The organism is Porphyromonas sp. COT-290 OH860, from assembly GCF_000768935.1.
Taxonomy (GTDB): Bacteria; Bacteroidota; Bacteroidia; order Bacteroidales; family Porphyromonadaceae; genus Porphyromonas.
The window spans coordinates 43,989-62,327 of sequence record NZ_JRAR01000060.1; the positions used below are offsets into that span (position 1 = coordinate 43,989).

The window sequence follows — 18,339 nt, forward strand, 5'->3', positions numbered from 1 at the left end:
CTTAAATATATAGTCCATTGCCAGCATCATAAATTTACGTAAGTTTGTATTATGCTTTCAGTAATTATTAACATAGACAGAAATAACCCACATTAATTACGCTAATAAAAGAATAGCTTATGAGAACATTTTTACGAAATGTAGGAGCTAAATCGGATCACTTTAAGTTCATGCTCCTAGTTTTTCTATTAGGTTGCAGCTACATCACTCAGGTTTGGGCACAGAGCCGACAAGTCTCTGGTGTCGTCCTCGATAACAAGACCAAGGAGTCGATCATCGGAGCCTCGGTCTATGTAGTAGGAACGACTAGTGGCGTGCAGACCGACTTAGATGGCAAGTTTACCCTCACCGTAGACGCCAAGAGTCGCCTCAAAATCTCGTACATCGGCTACACTGAGCAGATTATTGCGGCATCTTCCTTTGGCAATCAGCCACTCCAAATCTTACTAGTTGAGGCATCTTCGGTACTTGACGAGGTCGTGGTAACGGCCTACGGTGGTCGTCAGCTACGCACTAAGCTCACCAACTCAATCGCCAAAGTGGACAAAGAAGTCCTCAAGCAGGGGATGTTCGCCAACCCAGCGCAGGCACTATCGGGTGCTATCGCAGGGCTGAGGGTGGCGCAGACCTCGGGCGACCCAGGCGCTACGCCCTCTATCGTACTGCGTGGTGGTACGGACTTCAACGGAGGTGGCTCGCCTCTTATCCTAGTTGATGGTCAGGTGCGCCCTAGTATGAGCGACATTAACCCCAGTGACATTGAGTCTATGGAGGTGCTCAAGGATGCTGGTGCTACTGCTATCTATGGTGCTCGCGCCAATAACGGCGTAATCCTCATCACCACCAAGCGCGGTCGAAGTGGTCACTCCGAGATCACATTCAGCTCCAAGCTCGGGATGAATTACTTTCATAGTGGATATGATTTCCTAAACGCCCGCGACTACATCCATTGGATGCGCACGGCCTATGTAAATGGTAATACAGCTGCTTGGACGGATGCACGAGGGAATAAACTGACTCACCCAGATGGGTCTGCCATCAAGAGCCTAGCTAATATCAATGCGCTAGACCAAGCACAGCCATTCGGTACGGGGAACAAATACTTCGACAAGGACGGCAAAACGCCTCTCGATGGCAACGTAGCCAACAACGCTATTTGGAGCCCGATGGAGTACTCAGACGAATTAGCCTTCCTACTCAATCAAGGCTGGCAACGGATGGACGACCCAGCAGGTCGTGCCAAAAATGGTATTATCTTCAACGAAAATCGTCTACAAGACTTCAACCTCCAGTCGCCAGCTCTATCACAAGACTATAACCTGAGCATGCGTGGAGGTAACGATCGGGGCAGCTATTACTCGGGTCTAGGCTACAACCACAGCAAAGGCTCGGTCTATGGCAACTGGTATCAGCGTATGTCTTTTATCATCAACGCCGACTACAAAATCAAGCCTTGGCTCAAGTCGGAGTCTAGCTTCAACTTCACAGATGCTAAGTGGTACGGCCTCTCCGATAAGACTAACGTAGTCAATTACTTCAGCCGTGGTTTCTCTGTCCCTCCCACATTCCGAGGTTACAATGCCAAGGGAGAGCAATTGCTAGGTGTAAACTCGGGCGACGGTAACCAGAGGTTCAACCATGACAAGTTTATTCGTGACAACAACACAACTAAGTTCACACTCAACCAAGCGTTCACGATCAACTTCCTCAAAGACCTTTCACTCAAGCTCAATGGCATCTGGTATTACTCCGATGGCAAATACGAATCCTTCGACAAGGACTATCTAGACAAACCGAATGTTTGGAACAAAGCCCGCAATAGCTCTGCCTCCTTTGAGCGTACTCTAGACCAGACTTACAATGCAGTGCTCAACTACCGTACACAAATACAAGAGCACAATCTCGATGCGATGGCAGGCTTCGAGTTCTACGACTCTTACACCAAGGGCTTCTCTGCTTCGGGCTCTGGAGCCCCTACGGACGACTTTATGGATCTTGGCCTAACTCTATCGGAGAAAGATAAGCGAGGTATCGACTCTTGGCACATCCGCAGCCGTATTATGTCTTTCTTCGGTCGATTGAACTACGACTACAAGTCCAAGTATCTACTCTCTTTGGTCGTTCGCCAAGATGGTTACTCTCGCCTAGCCAAAGAAAATCGCTGGGGTACTTTCCCCGGAATGTCGGCCGGTTGGGTCTTCAGCAAAGAAGACTTCATGCAGAGCTACAAAGATATTCTCTCCTTCGGTAAGCTGCGTATGAGCTTCGGTCTCAACGGCAACGTTAATCCCTCCCACGTAAAGCCCTATACAGTGCAAGGAGCTTATAGTGCTCTCAAATACAACGGACAGGTCGGCTTCCTACTCTCGGAGCTACCCAACCCTTATCTTGAATGGGAGAAGTCACGCACCTTCGAGATCGGTGCCGATCTTGGCTTCCTCAACAACCGAATCAACGCCAACATCACCTACTACGACCGCCTGACGATTGACAAATTCGCAGATATAACAATTCCATCGGTCTCTGGGATCAACACAAGTAAATCCAACAATGGGGAATTCCTCAACCGAGGCCTAGAGTTTGAGCTAGCTTTCCGCATCATTGACACGAAAGACTTCAAGTGGCGTTTGGGCTGGAATGGAGCCTATAACCGCAGCACAATCATCAAGCTACCAGACAACAAGAAGATACGCAATCAGCAGAATGCTTTCGAGGTTTACTCTGGCAAAGACCAAACAGATAAAATTTGGGTAGGCGGCTATCAAGAAGGACAGACTCCGGGCGATCTCTACACTTACGAAGCTCTAGGTATCTACCAGAGCGAAGACGAAATCCCCGCAGGGCTAATCGACATCTCTGGTCGCTCGCCTCTCTATGGCGGTAAGGAAGGCTACGACAAGCTAGACCCAGCACAGAAAAAGAACTCACTCCCCATCCGTCCCGGCGACATTCGCTGGAAAGATGTCAATGGTGACGGCAAGATCGACCAGTTTGACAAGGTAAAGGTGGGCAATAATACACCTAAGTGGACTGGCGGCTTCAATACATCCTTTAGCTGGAAGGGGCTAACGCTATCGGCTCGATTCGACTACGCCCTTGGCTTCACAATCATTGATACCAAAACGCCTTGGATCATGGGGGCTGCTCAGGGAACGTTCAACACCATCAAGGAGAGCCAAGACACTTGGTCTGTAAACAACCGTGACGCCAAATATCCACAAGCTGTTTGGGCAGACTTCCTCGGCAAGGACAACTACCGCACCTCTACACTCTTCACTTACAGGGGCGACTACCTATCCTTCAGAGAGGTTACCCTATCCTATCAGCTACCTAAGGCTTGGATCAAGAAGCTCCAGCTAGAAAATTTAGAGCTATCGGTAACGGGGCAGAATCTGGGCTACTGGACACAGAGCAAGCACATCTTCTCGCCTGAGCAGGGCGGTAGCAACAATGGAGGCTATCCATTGCCTCGCATCGTCATCTTCGGAGCTAATCTTACTTTGTAATCATTTCATCAAGTCATCAGAAATATGAAAAAGCTAATATATAAGTTGGTCATAGCCGCCTCCATACTCGGTGGTACTACATCCTGCGACTCACTAGATTTGTCACCCGAAGACTTCTATGGCAGTGGCAACTACTGGAAGAACGAAGCTCATGCCAATAGCTATCTCATCGGGCTACATAAACAGTTTAGAGATAATGCTAGTATGTTCATACACCTTGGGGAGAAACGTGGCGGCACGATGATGAGCTCAACGTCTATCTACGGGACTGTCCTGCACGACTCTGACCTCATCCTCAACAATATCGACAAGGATCGCACACATGTGGCGAACTTCCAGAATCTATACTCCACCTCTATCCTGCAGCTCAACCACTACATCGACCAAGTGAGCAAGGCTTCGTACCTATCGGAAGAGAAGAAGAATGCCCTACTTGCCCCAGCATACGGCATGCGTGCGATGTACTACTTCACGCTCTTCCGTACCTTCGGCGGTGTACCCATCATCACCGAGCCCAAAGTACTCAACGAGAAGATAGACATCAAGAACTTCTACATCCCTCGTGCCTCTTCGGAAGAGACTATGGCTTTCATCAAGTCCGACATCAACAAGAGCGAGGAGATGTATGGCACGGATGCTATCAGGCAAACGTACAATAAAGCGAATTGGTCGAAAGCTGCTACTCTGATGCTCAAGGCTGAGATATATCTCTGGGCAGCCAAAGTAAAACTCTCGGACTTCGAACCCAAGGGAGAGTCCGATCTGCACGTCGCCAAGAGTGCTCTTGAGGGCATTATGGGTAAATTCAGTCTCGAAGACAAGTTCGCCGATGTTCATAGCACGAAAAACAAGGAGAACAAAGAGATCATCTTCGCCGTAAGATATGCCGATGGAGAAGCGGGCAATTCCTTCCAGAGCTACTTCGTTGCCTACAACCTCTTCCTAGACGTGGTCTATGACAAAGACGGCAAGCTCATCAAGACCGACCCATTTAACCTCAAGGGCGGGTCGGGGCCACTCTTCCGTCAGTACAAGAAGGAGCTCTGGGCTTCGTATGACCCAGAAGACACACGTCGCGATGCAACCTTCTACGAAGCCTACAAGGCTCAAGAGCTTGGTTTCGAGAATCTAGGCATCATCATGTGCAAGTTCACTGGGAGCATCAATACCACTGGCAACCACGTCTGGGACAACGACCTAGTCGTCTACCGCTATGCCGATGCTCTACTGATGATGGCCGAGGTGGAGAATGGTCTAGGCAACTCACCTGCCGACTACATCAACCAAGTGCGTAAGCGTGCCTATGGCGACAACTATGCCAAGCACGCCTACAAGGGCGGAGACTATGCCGAGAATGAGCTAGAGATCCTACACGAGCGCGACAAAGAATTCGTAGCCGAGGGCAAACGCTGGTTCGACCTCGTGCGTATGCGCGATGCCAACAAGGAGTCCCTTGCCTTCTCTCCCAAGGCGAACTATTCGGATAAGAAAGAGCCTGTCCTCTCGCTCACGGAAGAGAAGCACAAACTCCTCTGGCCTATCGACAAGAATACGCTCACACTTAACTCAGCCTTGAACCAAACACCAGGCTATTAGCCTAGAGTCAGGTATAGTACTAATACACTGAGGGCCAGCTGAGCAATTTGCTCGGCTGGCCCTCAGTGTATATATGCAAAAGCCAATCTAGTGATAGTCCAAAAAGTACACCTTACCCGTGGAGAGGCTATAAATCGCACCATATATGCGTATGGCACCCTCCTGCTCCATCTGGGTGAGTATTTGGCTCTCATGCCTGATTTCCTCAATCGTCATACGCACATTCTGTAGCGCAACAGCATCGGCAAAGGCCTTATTTCGGTGCACACGTGGCCCCATATATTCCGTGTGCTCGATGACGGGTCTTAGCTTGTCCATAATGTGGGTAATGTGTCCCAGCTCCACCCCCTTGATTGCCGCCTTAACCGCTCCGCAGTCCTCATGCCCCATCACCACCACGAGCTTGGCTCCAGCCACCTTGCAAGCGAACTCAATGCTCCCGAGCATATGCTTGTAGACAACATTGCCAGCAATACGGCTAACAAACAGATCACCTACTCCTCGATCGAAGATATACTCTACTGGCACACGGCTATCAATGCATGAGAGAATAATGGCCTCGGGGTGCTGCTCCTCAAGCGACTCTCGCATCTGCGAGCGAAAGTCCCTAGGCGTGTGTACACTTGCCATGTATCTGAGGTTACCAGCCTTGAGGCTCTCTAGTACGCCCTCGGGAGTTAGTTGTTGCTGCTCTTCTTTTGTCAATGTGTATTAGTCTAGGGCGTTTAGCCAAGGCGTTCGACGGCTTGGGCAAATAATTCACTCAGCTTTTGGCTCTGTTGCTGATGCGTTAGATGTGTATTATCGAGCACTACCGCGTCCTCCGCCTGACGCAACGGCGAAACAGCTCGATGGCTATCGGCATAGTCACGGCTCTCCACGTTGGCCAGCACCTCCTCTAGCGTGGTCATGTTATCTCCTTTCTCTCGCAACTCTAGTAGCCGACGCTGGGCTCTAACCTTGGGGTCTGCTGTTACAAATATCTTGAGCTCTGCCTCGGGAAATACGTTCGTGCCAATATCACGCCCGTCCATCACGACACCCTTATTCGCTCCCATGCGCTGCTGCTCTTTGGTGAGAGCTTCACGCACAGCAGGTATTGCACTAATGGGGCTGACGAAATTGGACACACGCATCGTACGTATCTCTTGCTCCACTCGTTCGTCCCCTAGGTATAGCTCTGGTAGTCCATCAGCATTTAGCCGGAAGCTCAGACGTAGCTGAGGGAGTAGAGCCTCTAGACCCACCTCATCGATGTGCTCTGCGTCGATGAGCCCTGCACGCAGAGCCGCCAGAGTGACGCCTCGGTACATAGCACCAGTGTCTATATAGATGTAGCCAACCTCACGTGCTAGGGCTTTGGCCATGGTGCTCTTGCCGCAAGAGCTGTGTCCGTCTATCGCTACGATGATCTTTTTATCCATATTCTGAGCGTTAATATTGTTGCAAACAAGTTTATTTAGAAATACAAATGTACCTCAAATCTCGCCTTATTCCCAAGACTGAGCGAACAAAACTCTGAAAGCAGACAAGGACATGCCCACCAATATAGGCAATGAAAAGTGGAGTGCCTTATGCCAAACTCTATGCAGGCCTACAGACGCCACACATCAGGGCAAAAAGAAGGCGGTGTAACGAGATTTATATCTCACTACACCGCCTTAAAAGTGACCCCGGTGGGGCTCGAACCCACGACCCAATGATTAAGAGTCATTTGCTCTACCAACTGAGCTACAGAGTCTAAAGTGTGATCTATTACATTACTCAAAGCAAACGAGAGATGATCGCTACCCTCGCTGTGACCCCGGTGGGGCTCGAACCCACGACCCAATGATTAAGAGTCATTTGCTCTACCAACTGAGCTACAGAGTCATTTCTGCAAGAGTCTAGACCTACTTTCTCACTACACTCTATCAAAGTCAGGACAATAAGACAATTAAAAACAAGAACTTAGAAACAAAAATGACGCATCAGCCATATTGGCCAATGCGTCATTCATTATTTAGGCGGATAGCCTTATTCCTTGATGCGGCCGATGTACGAACCGTCACGAGTATCAATCTCGATCAGCTCGCCCTCTGTGATGAATAGAGGCACACGCACCTCGGCACCAGTTTCTACAGTAGCAGGCTTGAGCGTGTTGGTAGCTGTATCCCCCTTGAGGCCGGGCTCTGTATAGGTCACACGTAGTACAACGTGAGCTGGTAGCTCACAAGTCAAGATCGTTTCGCTCTCTGCATGCACCATCGCTTCAACCATATCACCCTCTTTGAGGAACTGAACGCCATCAATAGCAGCCTCGGGGATAGAGATCTGCTCAAAGGTTTCTGGGTGCATGAAGTTCATGCCCATATCGTCTTTGTAGAGGAACTGGTAGGGACGACGCTCGATGCGTACTTCCTCCACACGTACACCACTATTCCAAGTCTTGTCTAGGACACGACCAGTAGCTACGTTCTTGAGTTTTGTGCGAACGAAAGCTGGGCCTTTACCCGGTTTAACGTGGAGGAACTCGGTGATGAAGTAGTACTGCCCATCAATGTCTAGACACATACCATTGCGAAAGTCTGCTGTTGTAGCCATATTATTTACGTTACATTAATATTGAATTCTTGCGTCTACAAAAATAGTCATTCCGATTATGAATACAATAACTCCTACTAGCCCCACTGGAAATCTCAAATAACAGACTTAATTGGAGGCATTATACTACCCTAACCTCACCTTCGGCTGGCAACCTAGAGCAGGTTGAAGGGCGATCTTGATACGTTTCTGTATAATTATGCAAAAGAAACTCGGTGATATTTCTTACCCACAGCAAGAGTTATCTATTTTTTGATGGGAAGATCTTTGGAGATTGGAGGACTAAGTCGCACGGATATGTCCACCAATTCGGTAGGATTGATGGGAAGAATCTCCACAAAATCAGCCTTCGCAAGATAAATCCGCCTACAAAACACACTTAAACAAATGGCTATAAGCAGATTACAAAAACCCATTTCTAAGGACAATCTCCTTGTGGCTAGAGGTAGAGTGCGCAAATAAGGTCGGACGCCGTGTAGAGCCTCCTAGGTGCCAAATACGAGGTTTGCCATTTTTCGCGTAAGTAACCGAAGGCCTACTACCCTACCCCCTCAAACATCATCGAAAGTCTAAATTTCGCAATCTAGTTTGTTAAATTATGCCAATGCCCATAAAGTAGCACTCAAACCCTTGGCCCGAATCATATTCCTGATCTCAGGTCACTACCAAATACTGGGGAGCACGAGATAGCAGAATGCCCAGAGAGCCACGTCGCTTATGGCATTTGGCCCGATCATGTAGCTCTGCAACTCCCTTTGAGTCGCACAGACTTCATTTTCGGCCTCATGCTTAGCAGCTCGCTCTCTGGGCACTCCAGCACACCGCACATAGAGCTGTATAGACAAGACCCAACTACACAGCCTCCTTACAACAATCTGTAAGCGGGGGAACCTCCAAACTATCGAACCTGAATCTTACGCACACTATTGCCAACCTTGATGATGTAGGAACCCTCATCTAGGGTTAGACTGGCCTCTGTAGAGAGTTTGCTCTTAAAAACTTTCTTACCTAGCAGATCAAAAACAGCTACCACCGATGGACGAGCACTATTGATGCGCACTAGATGCCCTTCAACAAAGACGTCAAACCCAGAAGAGCCATCAATCACGTCTTCGACCGATACCTTTTCACTCTCCACGATTTGGGCAAATCGTTTCCATTCGGGTGCCTGCTTATATTTAGCTGCGGCTCCAATAGACACCGTCAGTATACTCCCCTCTTCAATTTCTTCGGGGAACTCATTGAAGTCATTGTCGTCCGCAAAGAAGACGGGAGGCTCAGCTGCTACAATAGAAATCTTTTTGAGTTTGCTACAAACAGAAAAAGCATCGGCAAGGACGGTTTTGAGAGCAGAGCCTATGTGAAGTTCCTCGAGCTTGAGACATCGGTAAAACAGATAGGGACTAAGCACTTCAAGCCGATCTGGCAATCTCATTCTTTTGATTCCTGTTTCTGAGAAAGCGCGACTATGAATATCTGTCACACTCTGTGGAATTTCGATATGCTCCACGTTGGCACAAGCCTCAAAGGCAGATTCTCCAATCTGCTCCACACCCATTGGGATCACAACATTAAGGCTATCTGGGTGTCCTTGCGGATATCGTAGCAAAGTTTTCTTGTCCTTAGTATAGAGTAGACCATTAATTGTGGCATACTTCTTATTACCATCGGCCACCTTGAACTCTTTGAGGTGATACATACCTTGGTTAGAACCAACTTCATCAAACTCCTCCAAGCTGGCAGGCAACTCTAAGGACTCTAGATGAATACAACGATTGAGAGCAGCCTCGCCGATCTTTTTCAATCTTTTCGATAGCGTAAGGCTCTTGAGGTACACATTGCCCATCATCGCCGCAGGAGCAAGCTCCTCTACACTCTCGGGCATGACATAAGAGGTGAAGCTCCGCCTAAATGACGGGCTCAGGTACAAGATCTTGATGTCCTTATCATAGAGGATCTCGTCCTTGATCGCCAGATGCTTATTCAGTGGACTTAGTTTTATTTGTTTGAGATAAAATAAATCGTAGAAAGCATCCCTGCCAATCTTCTGTAAGCTAGCACCGATTTGTAGCTCCGTCGCTTTGGTTACATACATAAAAGCTTCTTCCTCAACCTCCACGACATTGTCGGGAATGGCAATCTTCTTGAGTTTGGAAAAGGCGAAAGCTTGGCTCTTAATAACCTTAATAGTCTTAGGCATGGTACAATTCTCCAACTCCAATCTTGGATCACCAAAAGCGTCCTTACCTATAGCGACTACTGTATAGGTTACTCCATCGTTTGTGACAGTCTCGGGAATGGTCAAGTCCTTGAAGTTCTTTTTGTCCCTTGGGTCCTGTCGCTGAAGTTTAGAAACCTCTACGGTCTTGGCAGCCTCATCTAAAATGGCATAACGCAGAGGTGAAACAAAAAAGGTTTTGGCTTTCTTGTCTGCCCTCAGCTGGCTTTGTTCTCTAAGCCTTGTAGATCTCGCATACAAATCTTCGTGTGCTTGATCCGTCCGCACTTGCGCCGACACTACCGATAGCGAAATCGCCAGAAGCAGCGCAGAGGTAAATACTTTTCCTTTCATAACGTTAACTTTTTGTAGATGTTGATGATGTAATGATGTTTCTTATAGTTGAGAATTTGTAGATCATGTAGCTCTTGATAGTCTGATCGTATTGCGAGAGTCCTGTTTGTCCTGTAGAAGAATCCACGAGGGCTTATAGGGATTATCCGTTGTTAGAACAAAGGTTCGCCCCTCCCGATCCTTATCATTGAAGTCGGCACTATCACCGATATTAGCAAAGGGAGCGACGAGTAGCTCCAGCTGGAATAGCTGTATCAGTCTACTATTAACATTATCTTTGGGATTCTTCGCTGGGTCATAGGTAAACTTGACTTCTGACTCCGAGATAATCTCCATACCAACTGGGATATGAAATACCCGTGTACCCATTCCTAGATTGCTGATGTCAATCGCCCCCCACACTCCTAGCGATCCGCCAAAGCTAGGGTGCCTCTGTACTATTCCAAAGGCAATTATCTCCAGAGGAGAGCCTGCATTCTTACAGGAAGCCTTGACACTACTGATTGCATTCTGAGCTCGTCCCGTAGAGGTCTTTGCGTCCATTGCCCATACGCCTCTCTTTAGATGGCTAGATAGGGGTAGCTGCTTGGCCTGTAGAATACAAGTACCATCGGCACTACTAAGGCTGGGAGTATCTCCTCCATGGACTCGATCTAGACGCTGTACTCGCACACCAAAGATCTCTTGAGCTCTGTACAACTCAATACCTGTAGGCGTGTACCTAAAGGGTAAGGAATACGACACCCCATCTAACCGAAATGTGAGATGCCGCTCTTCGGTCATCTGGACATCATTAATAGTCTTGCCCCCCACGGTAAGCGCACTGTAATAGATATGATTGTCTACAGATGAGGTACGGATCTGCTCAAGGGACTTGGCCCAATCGTCAGTCTTGGCGGGAGTCATCACAACCAAAGAGCGGGATTTAGCCCCCCTCAGGATAACGCTATCGGACGAAGCTCGCAGGATCTGGTAGCTATAATCTCCGCCTGCTCCTTCGCTGATATTCGCCCCACGAAAAACATGCAAACGGCTATTAGGCTCCGAGTAAATATGTATGGCTCTATTGTAGGTATTGAAGACTAGAGAGGGGCCGTTGGAGGCATTGACTTCGTAATGTCCCTCGTCGATAGGGCGGCTAGGATCGAGCAGCTCCGAAGCGGCGCTCACGACACCTTGATCGGAAAATCGGACGAAAGTTGTGAACCCGCCGTAGATTTGCCCCTCGGAAGGGTAAACACGCATCTCCCATCCATTGGGAGCGGCAGGGAGTATTTTTAGTGTTTCTTGTATCGTGGCCTGCATTCTCTCAGAGGGACTCCGGTCAAATATGAATACTTCTCGTCGCTGGCATCCCCAGCTCACAGAGATAACCGTGGCTATCGTAGCCGATATAAGTTGCTTCTTTAGACTCATGACGGTACTATTTATCGTTTATCACCAATGAGTTAATATCCAAATCTTTGATCTCGGTCTGGCGACGCAGCACGCAATCTCTCAAAGCATGTAGATTGATCCCCCAATCATACTGTAGATAGCTACTGACAATCTCGAACTTTCGTTTAATCAACTCTCTTCCTCGATCTCCTGCGGCAAAGAGCTTGGCGTCCCACATCTCTGGAGCATCTGTCACGAAAGTAGCTTGTAGCTCTACAAAGTCTTCGTAGTGCTGACTAGAAGCATAAGGACTAATGAACCCTGCTCTTAGTGCATTGATCTCACTAACACGAAGATTCTTGATCATATCTAGACGTTTATTATAGGTAGAGTGCTCCTGCATCAGCATTTTATTAGCCTCCAACTCTCTTTTCTCCTTCTTGTAGAGCTCCATCTGCTGGGTCTCTTCTTTGGTACGGCGACTACCAAGAGCATACAAGCGGTAATACTCTTGGGCAACCTTTGTGTATTTTTTCAAGTCCTCGGAGCGTCCGTCTGCTAGCTCCTTGTAAACCACCTCATGCACCTCGCTGGGAGTACTCCAAGCCTTGCTCCACGTATCGGAGCGATAGCCATTGGCCGTCACCTGTCGAAAGTCAGCTGGATAGGGTTTCGTCTGGTTTTGGATATGCCCAAACTCATGATGAATCGTTTGGAAATAGTAGAGATTGAGTTCGGCAATACTACTAGGGTTTAGGTCATTAATCCGATAGAGTGTCATCTTTCTCCCTCCCTCGGCGGTCCCAAGTATTTGCGTCCCATTATGGTTATAGCCCGTAGAGCCTACAAGGTGTAGCACTTTGGGGAATAACTGACGAATGAATGCTCGGCTAGGCTTACCAACCGAGCCCGTTACCTCGTCATAGGCTTCCAGACAAAGGTGTCGAGCCAAATGTGCAAACTGAATACTCTTGTGGAACTCAGCAGGAGCCAAATTGTATCGTCTGTCGCTCTCGTTGTCGTCGAACTTATACTTCACCTCTATGTTATAGGGCTTCATATAGTTCTCGTATAACCATTTATCAAAAGCATTTTCCTGTTTATTTCGGTCAGCGATGACGCTTCTGTCTTGCCTAATTGGATCTTCCGACGCACAAGAGAAGAGCAAGAGAGAGAGCAGGACACAGCTGACAAGGCTGATGAGCTCTGAACCATGTAGGCAAGAACGATTGGTTCCGCCCAGTACTTTGATCAAGCTTCTTAGTATAATCATGACTTCGGTTATTTGTTGGTTTAGTATCATTGCATAGCGGTGCTACTATTTACCCCTATTCCCCTTCATGCCAGCAGATAGAACCTCTAGTGGGAGTTGTAGAGCCCGGCGAGGATCGTTCTTGGTTAGCACATTAGATGTGACCGTTACGTTGTTGCCATTCTTGATGGTCACACGTGTGACCTCAATGCCGTAACGCTTGACATCCATCCACCTCAAGCCAAGATGTAGAGTTTCTAGACGTCGCATGTGTAGCAGTACCTGCAGATAGTCCTCCTGCTTGGCACTGATGCTTATATTAGCATTCAGCTTTTTGCGAGGGGTTGGAGCAAGAGGAGTATAGTAAGGTGTTTTCCGATTCCACTCCTCAATATTTTGCTCGGTCAATTCGACTGGATTTTTCAAAAAGTTCTTCAGATAGATATTCATATCCCGCAGAGCCTCTGCATACATCTCTCTGTGAATATAAGCCTCTGCTCTCATCAGCAGGGTTTCATCTGTGGTAAAGTCTGCGTAGGTTGTACGGAGATACCCAATGCCAGCAGCTCGATTGGTGTACTCAAACTGCTCAGGAATGCGGGGTAGAATTACTTTGGAGAACGGTGGAGTTAGGACGGCTGGGTCTAGCTTCAGATTACCCGTTCCCTGCTCCGTGAAGTTATCACCCCATGCTCCCGGGGTCATTATAGTTTCTGTGGTTGCCACGTAAGTGATGTGATTGTATCTAGCGCCTACTAGAGAAGCTCCGAAAACCCTAGATGCACGGCCATAGCTGGTGAGCAGAAGCAAGTTATTCTTAGCTCGATGATCGACATGAAGAATAGCTCTGTTGACAAAACCCGTCGGACCCGAGGGCAGATTGGCCAGTGGTGTATAGTCACGCAAAACGTTGGCTGGATTATCTCCTAGTACGGCTGTGGCATGCTCAATGGCCTTGTCCCACTGATGAGCGTACAGATAGAAGCGAGTAGCGAAGGCATGAGCAGCACTTTGATTGAAGTGATACTTAGGCGTAGTACCATACACGGCATCTCTAATGAGCGGTAGCCCCTGCTCTATATCCCTCTGAATAGCCCGATAGTTCTCTCCGAGTGTTTGCCTACTATACTGTGGGTTCAACTTGTTTTCTGAGCGTTCCATATAGTGAACCCCAAGGCTGTCTTTATTTGAGAGGGGATCGTAGGCTTGAGCGAAGATATTGGTCAGAATGAAGTGCCCATAAGCCCGACAGAGCAGAGCCTCTCCTCTGAGCGGGCGCATCTGTTCTTGCTCTGGAGCCTTCTCTGCAATTTCTAATGCTACATTGGCTGCTTGTATAGCGCCGTAGGCCGATTCCCAAATAGCGGCTGGAGCATCATTACTTGCCTCGGACACATCTTCCCAGCCATAGAGCTGATCGTAGAAGCGAGTACCATAGCTGCTATTCTCCGACACCTCTACCACATTGTCGCTAGACATCTCCGCTGCCACGATATAGCTTGTATTAGGGTAGGCTGTGACGAGCAAACCCTTGACCTTGTCGTACCGATCTTGGTCCACATCTATTCTACTATCTGGCAGAGTGCTGAGGAAGTCACTACAAGATGAGAGCATCAGTAGCAAGCTCCCTAGGAGTATTCCCTCTTTATATATGGATCTATTGTATTTCATCGCATCATATTTTATTGAGTTGCTAGATGCCGACACGAAGTGTCATCGTTATTTGTCTGGGGAGAGGAGTGGCTACACCACCCGTATTGAAGAACTCGGGATCCTGACCATTGAGCTTGGCATCGGAGTAGAGTAGCAACAAATTGGAGGCTTGTAGCTTGAGGCTAAGGTCTGCGATCGAGAGTTTCTTGACCCAAGACTTAGGAAAATCATAGGCTAGAGAAACCTCTTTGAGGCGGATAAAGTCACCTCGTGCAATGCGTCTATCGGAGTAGTTGAACGCATTGTAGGCATATCGTATATTGGTGGTTTCGTAGGCTTGTAAGAGGGAGGCAATGACTGGGATATCTGTCCTCTGCTCATCTCCCGGCTGCACCCACCTATTCTCAAACTCCCTAGGCATGGACGACAAGTCATTGTATTCGCTATGGAAGACTGGGTCTAGACGTACGACATTGCCGAAAGAATAGGTCAAAAAGGCGTTGAGCCTCCAGTTCTTGTAGACCAACGTATTGCCTAGAGAGCCAAAATCGGTAGGGTCAGCCGATCCTTCATACTTAAGATAGTCTATGCGCTCGCGTTCTTGGAAGTTAATTTCTGTCGATGTAACACCTCCCTCTGGCGTGGCGAAGGTTGGCAATCCGTATGAATCCAAACCCATAAAAGGAATTGAGAATATAGCTCGTACTGGATATCCCTGACGGGCAAACCCACTCCCCGTGATCAGGTCGATCACTCGGCTGTGATTGTCAAGATAAGTTACCTTATTACGAGTGTGCGTATAGACAAAGTCGGTAATCCATTTGAAGTCTTGACTCTTATAGTTCGTCGAGCTGATAGATATCTCGAGGCCGTTTGAGTGCATAGAGGCGACATTACCAAACTTAATGTTATGCCCGCCAATACCCATCGTATTGGTAGGGCCAATCAAATCAAAATTCCGCCTATTGTACCAGTCCAGTGAGAGGTTGAGGCGGTTTTTGAGAAGCGCAACATCAAGACCAAAGTTAAGCTCATGCTTCTTTTCGTAGGTCAGTTCACTATTCTCGGGGGATTCTATAAAGAAGCCAGACTCTTGCTGAGATCCCTCGGAGCGCCATGGCGTGAGGCTACGAATGATAATGGTGGAGTTTGTTACGAAAGAAGGCCCCTTGTCTGCCGTAAGCGAATAAGACCCTTTGAGCGTTAGGCTGGGAATAGCCGAGCGCAATGGCGCAAAAAACTTCTCTTGCTCTACGTGCCACGATCCTGATAGATTCCAAGTAGGGAGCCAACGGGCGGAGGTGCTACGCCCCATTTTATTCGTCCCTTCGTAGCGAAGCGTCCCATTGACAGTGTATTTACCCCGATAGTTATAGGTAGTATTGACAAAGAATGCGACATTGCGGTAGTAGCTATCTCTGATGCCAGTGTATTGTCCTGCCTCCTCTCTCATACGTTTGAAGTACAGAGGATCGAAGTGCTGGATATTCCCTTTATTAAATAGTACGCCTACCGAGTGATCCTCCGTGGCATGTCGGTCTATGGAGTTGATCTCAATCCCCCAAAAAAGGTTGAGGATGCCGCTGCCAAACTCTCTATTAAACGATGCACTAGTTCGGAAGTCCCAAGCCAGTAGGCTATACGAAGTCTTGTTGAGAATCCCCCCTACGGGCAGTACCGAGATAGGATCTGCATAGATATTGTCCGGATCTCGATAGAGGTATGGGTTGGCATCTCGTATAGTAGTCGTTTCCATAGCTCTCTGTGCCATGGCTTGGTTGGACATCTCTGTGATCGTGTGCTCATTATTGGAGCCCGAGTGCTTGATATCTCCCAGCACACTAAGCTCTAGGCCACGTATGGGCGACCACTTCATCTCTCCCTGAAACTTAAGATCGAGTACCTTGAGCCTAAGATAATTGTTGTCTAGCTCTCTGAATATATTGAATGGAGCGAAGCTACGCACATAGTTCTCCATTGGGTCTAGCACTCGAGAGGTATTGAGAGAAAATGAATATGGATTGATATCAAAGTCCCGACTAACCTCGCCTGTTACAGGATTGGTATTTTGGCTTAGAGTCCCGGGGGCTGTCTGCGTACGCAAAGCAGCGTTGGCAAGCAAATTGAGTGAGAGATTACCTGCAATCTTATAGGTAGTATTAAGGTTGGCTGTATAGCGATTGACCTTGCTTTGCTCTGTCCACCCCGGATCTACGAGAGCCGACATCGAGGCATAGTATGAGATTTTATCGGTACCCGAGGTCACGCTCACCGAGTGGTTATTCATGACGTTGTGGTTGAAGAGCAGATCAAACCAATCTGTATTGCGATACTCCCCCTGCCTCAAGAAGGCGTTACGTGCTTGCTCTGTGTTCTCAAGCTCTCCTCTATTGACGAGTTGCCACATCTTACCATAGATCCCACTGCTAGGAGCATTGGATACATCGGCATTGAGCATCCAGCCTTTCTCCTCCATCTCTCGGTACACCCCCATCTGCTGCTGAGAGTTCATGATGTTGAAATCTCGATAACTTGGTTTGAGGCGATAGGTATACTCTCCCGTATAGGAGATTTTGCTTACACCCGAGCGTCCCTTCTTGGTTGTCACAGCTATTACGCCTGCCATAGCCCTCGCGCCATAGATCGAGGTTGCAGACCCATCTTTGAGCACTTGGAAGCTCTCGATGTCGTCGGGATTGAGCCCCGCAATAGCAGAACTGATAAGTGTGGTGGCATCTCCGCTAGCCAAGGCATCGGCATCTACATCTACCACATCGTCCATCACCACACCATCGACTACCCACAGAGGCTTAGACGCTCCATAAATAGAGGTAGCTCCACGTACCCGGATCTTGGGTGCCGAGCCAAAAGTACCTGACACATTCTGCACCGATACGCCTGCTGCTTTCCCTTCTAGGGCTCTGGTGGCATCGGCCATACCGTCCATCTTACTTTTGTCCCCAGAAACCTTGGTTGATGCACCCGTGAATAGCCGTTTATCGACCTTAGTCATACCTACTACGACGACATCTTGTAGCACTTGTGCATCTTCTTGCATCTCTATCTTGAGATAATCTCCCACAACTGGCACTTCCATAGTCTTGAGGCCTATATAGGATACGATCAAAGTCTTGGTGGAGAGAGGAATTGAGAGCTTAAATTTCCCGTCCAAATCGGTAACAGTACCGATGGATTTATCTCCCTTGACGACTATCGCAGCACCTATAATGGGCAAGCCATCTGCTTTGGAGATTACCTCTCCCGCCACAACACGCTGCTGGGCTGAAGCTATGGCTACCATGATAGGGAGCAAAGCCAAGAGGAGTAAGTACTTTCTCATAAATCTGGGTTTTAGATATTTAAACGATCATTTGATTGACAGCCACAGTTTCATATAAATCTTCAAACACATAAAAGAGTATCTCAATGACTAGACAAGGAACGAAAACACGATTCAAGGGATTGCCCCAGTGGCATCTTCTCTTTTTTAAGATTGAGGTCGCTCCGAATGGCTTATAAGGCTCTGTACATCAAGAATAAGAACTCTTCTATACGGAAGCAAATGTACAATAATAAAATTAAATCAAACAAACATTTTACGGGAAATTCAATCAATACCCAGCAAAATAGAGCCATATAATAAAATAATAAGATCTGAATAGGGCATCAATCGACAGGAGCAATCGTTCAGAACACCCCACCAACACGCCATATCTTGGCGCAAAGTAGCTGATAGCTCATGCCATTGGAAGCCAACCAAAGGTAGCTCTATGCAGAGCGACACTCTAAACTTTTGTTAA

General features: G+C 47.9%; 10 protein-coding genes and 2 tRNA genes. 2 read left to right on the forward strand and 10 right to left on the reverse strand.

Translation table 11 applies throughout. The features are described from left to right. Positions 1 to 119 precede the first annotated feature (119 nt). Complete coding sequence (locus HQ41_RS06910; protein WP_369794234.1) at positions 120 to 3,506, forward strand: SusC/RagA family TonB-linked outer membrane protein; 3,387 nt, start codon at positions 120 to 122, stop codon at positions 3,504 to 3,506. A 24-nt stretch (positions 3,507 to 3,530) separates the two neighbouring features. Next, positions 3,531 to 5,102: a RagB/SusD family nutrient uptake outer membrane protein gene (locus tag HQ41_RS06915; protein ID WP_044189694.1), complete on the forward strand. Its 1,572-nt coding sequence runs from the start codon at positions 3,531 to 3,533 to the stop codon at positions 5,100 to 5,102. Positions 5,103 to 5,189: 87 nt separating this feature from the next. On the opposite strand, the gene HQ41_RS06920 is transcribed toward HQ41_RS06915, so the two are convergent. From HQ41_RS06920 to HQ41_RS06965, 10 genes are all read right to left on the reverse strand, one after another. Continuing rightward, entirely contained in the window at positions 5,190 to 5,807 is a 618-nt protein-coding gene (locus HQ41_RS06920) for a carbonic anhydrase family protein (RefSeq protein ID WP_044189696.1), read from the reverse strand. Between the two features lie 20 nt (positions 5,808 to 5,827). Further along, complete coding sequence (gene cmk, locus HQ41_RS06925) at positions 5,828 to 6,526, reverse strand: (d)CMP kinase (RefSeq protein WP_044189698.1); 699 nt, start codon at positions 6,524 to 6,526, stop codon at positions 5,828 to 5,830. 244 nt (positions 6,527 to 6,770) lie between these two features. Further along, positions 6,771 to 6,843: transfer RNA gene (locus HQ41_RS06930), tRNA-Lys, on the reverse strand. Between the two features lie 58 nt (positions 6,844 to 6,901). Beyond that, positions 6,902 to 6,974: transfer RNA gene (locus tag HQ41_RS06935), tRNA-Lys, on the reverse strand. A gap of 144 nt (positions 6,975 to 7,118) precedes the next feature. Next, positions 7,119 to 7,685: an elongation factor P gene (gene efp / locus HQ41_RS06940; protein ID WP_044189700.1), complete on the reverse strand. Its 567-nt coding sequence runs from the start codon at positions 7,683 to 7,685 to the stop codon at positions 7,119 to 7,121. An 898-nt stretch (positions 7,686 to 8,583) separates the two neighbouring features. After that, positions 8,584 to 10,257 (reverse strand): leucine-rich repeat domain-containing protein, encoded by a 1,674-nt coding sequence (locus tag HQ41_RS06945; RefSeq protein ID WP_081964797.1) that lies wholly within the window; start codon positions 10,255 to 10,257, stop codon positions 8,584 to 8,586. A gap of 63 nt (positions 10,258 to 10,320) precedes the next feature. Continuing rightward, positions 10,321 to 11,673, reverse strand: a complete 1,353-nt coding sequence (locus HQ41_RS06950) for a DUF4302 domain-containing protein (protein WP_044189704.1) — start codon at positions 11,671 to 11,673, stop codon at positions 10,321 to 10,323. Between the two features lie 7 nt (positions 11,674 to 11,680). Next, positions 11,681 to 12,907 carry a putative zinc-binding metallopeptidase gene (locus HQ41_RS09380; protein ID WP_052405336.1) on the reverse strand — a complete coding sequence of 409 codons (1,227 nt, stop codon included), beginning with the start codon at positions 12,905 to 12,907 and terminating at the stop codon, positions 11,681 to 11,683. A gap of 45 nt (positions 12,908 to 12,952) precedes the next feature. After that, entirely contained in the window at positions 12,953 to 14,557 is a 1,605-nt protein-coding gene (locus tag HQ41_RS06960; protein ID WP_044189706.1) for a RagB/SusD family nutrient uptake outer membrane protein, read from the reverse strand. A gap of 22 nt (positions 14,558 to 14,579) precedes the next feature. Further along, on the reverse strand, positions 14,580 to 17,879 hold the full coding sequence (locus HQ41_RS06965; protein WP_044189713.1) for a SusC/RagA family TonB-linked outer membrane protein: 3,300 nt from the start codon (positions 17,877 to 17,879) through the stop codon (positions 14,580 to 14,582). Positions 17,880 to 18,339 lie beyond the last annotated feature (460 nt).

Excerpts from the sequence above, each read along its gene's own strand:
- HQ41_RS06960 (WP_044189706.1), bottom strand. The coding sequence starts at position 14,557 with ATGAAATACAATAGATCCATATATAAAGAGGGAATACTCCTAGGGAGC.
- HQ41_RS06910 (WP_369794234.1), top strand. The coding sequence starts at position 120 with ATGAGAACATTTTTACGAAATGTAGGAGCTAAATCGGATCACTTTAAG.
- HQ41_RS06965 (WP_044189713.1), bottom strand. The coding sequence starts at position 17,879 with ATGAGAAAGTACTTACTCCTCTTGGCTTTGCTCCCTATCATGGTAGCC.
- efp (WP_044189700.1), bottom strand. The coding sequence starts at position 7,685 with ATGGCTACAACAGCAGACTTTCGCAATGGTATGTGTCTAGACATTGAT.
- HQ41_RS06945 (WP_081964797.1), bottom strand. The coding sequence starts at position 10,257 with ATGAAAGGAAAAGTATTTACCTCTGCGCTGCTTCTGGCGATTTCGCTA.
- HQ41_RS06950 (WP_044189704.1), bottom strand. The coding sequence starts at position 11,673 with ATGAGTCTAAAGAAGCAACTTATATCGGCTACGATAGCCACGGTTATC.
- cmk (WP_044189698.1), bottom strand. The coding sequence starts at position 6,526 with ATGGATAAAAAGATCATCGTAGCGATAGACGGACACAGCTCTTGCGGC.
- HQ41_RS06915 (WP_044189694.1), top strand. The coding sequence starts at position 3,531 with ATGAAAAAGCTAATATATAAGTTGGTCATAGCCGCCTCCATACTCGGT.
- HQ41_RS09380 (WP_052405336.1), bottom strand. The coding sequence starts at position 12,907 with ATGATTATACTAAGAAGCTTGATCAAAGTACTGGGCGGAACCAATCGT.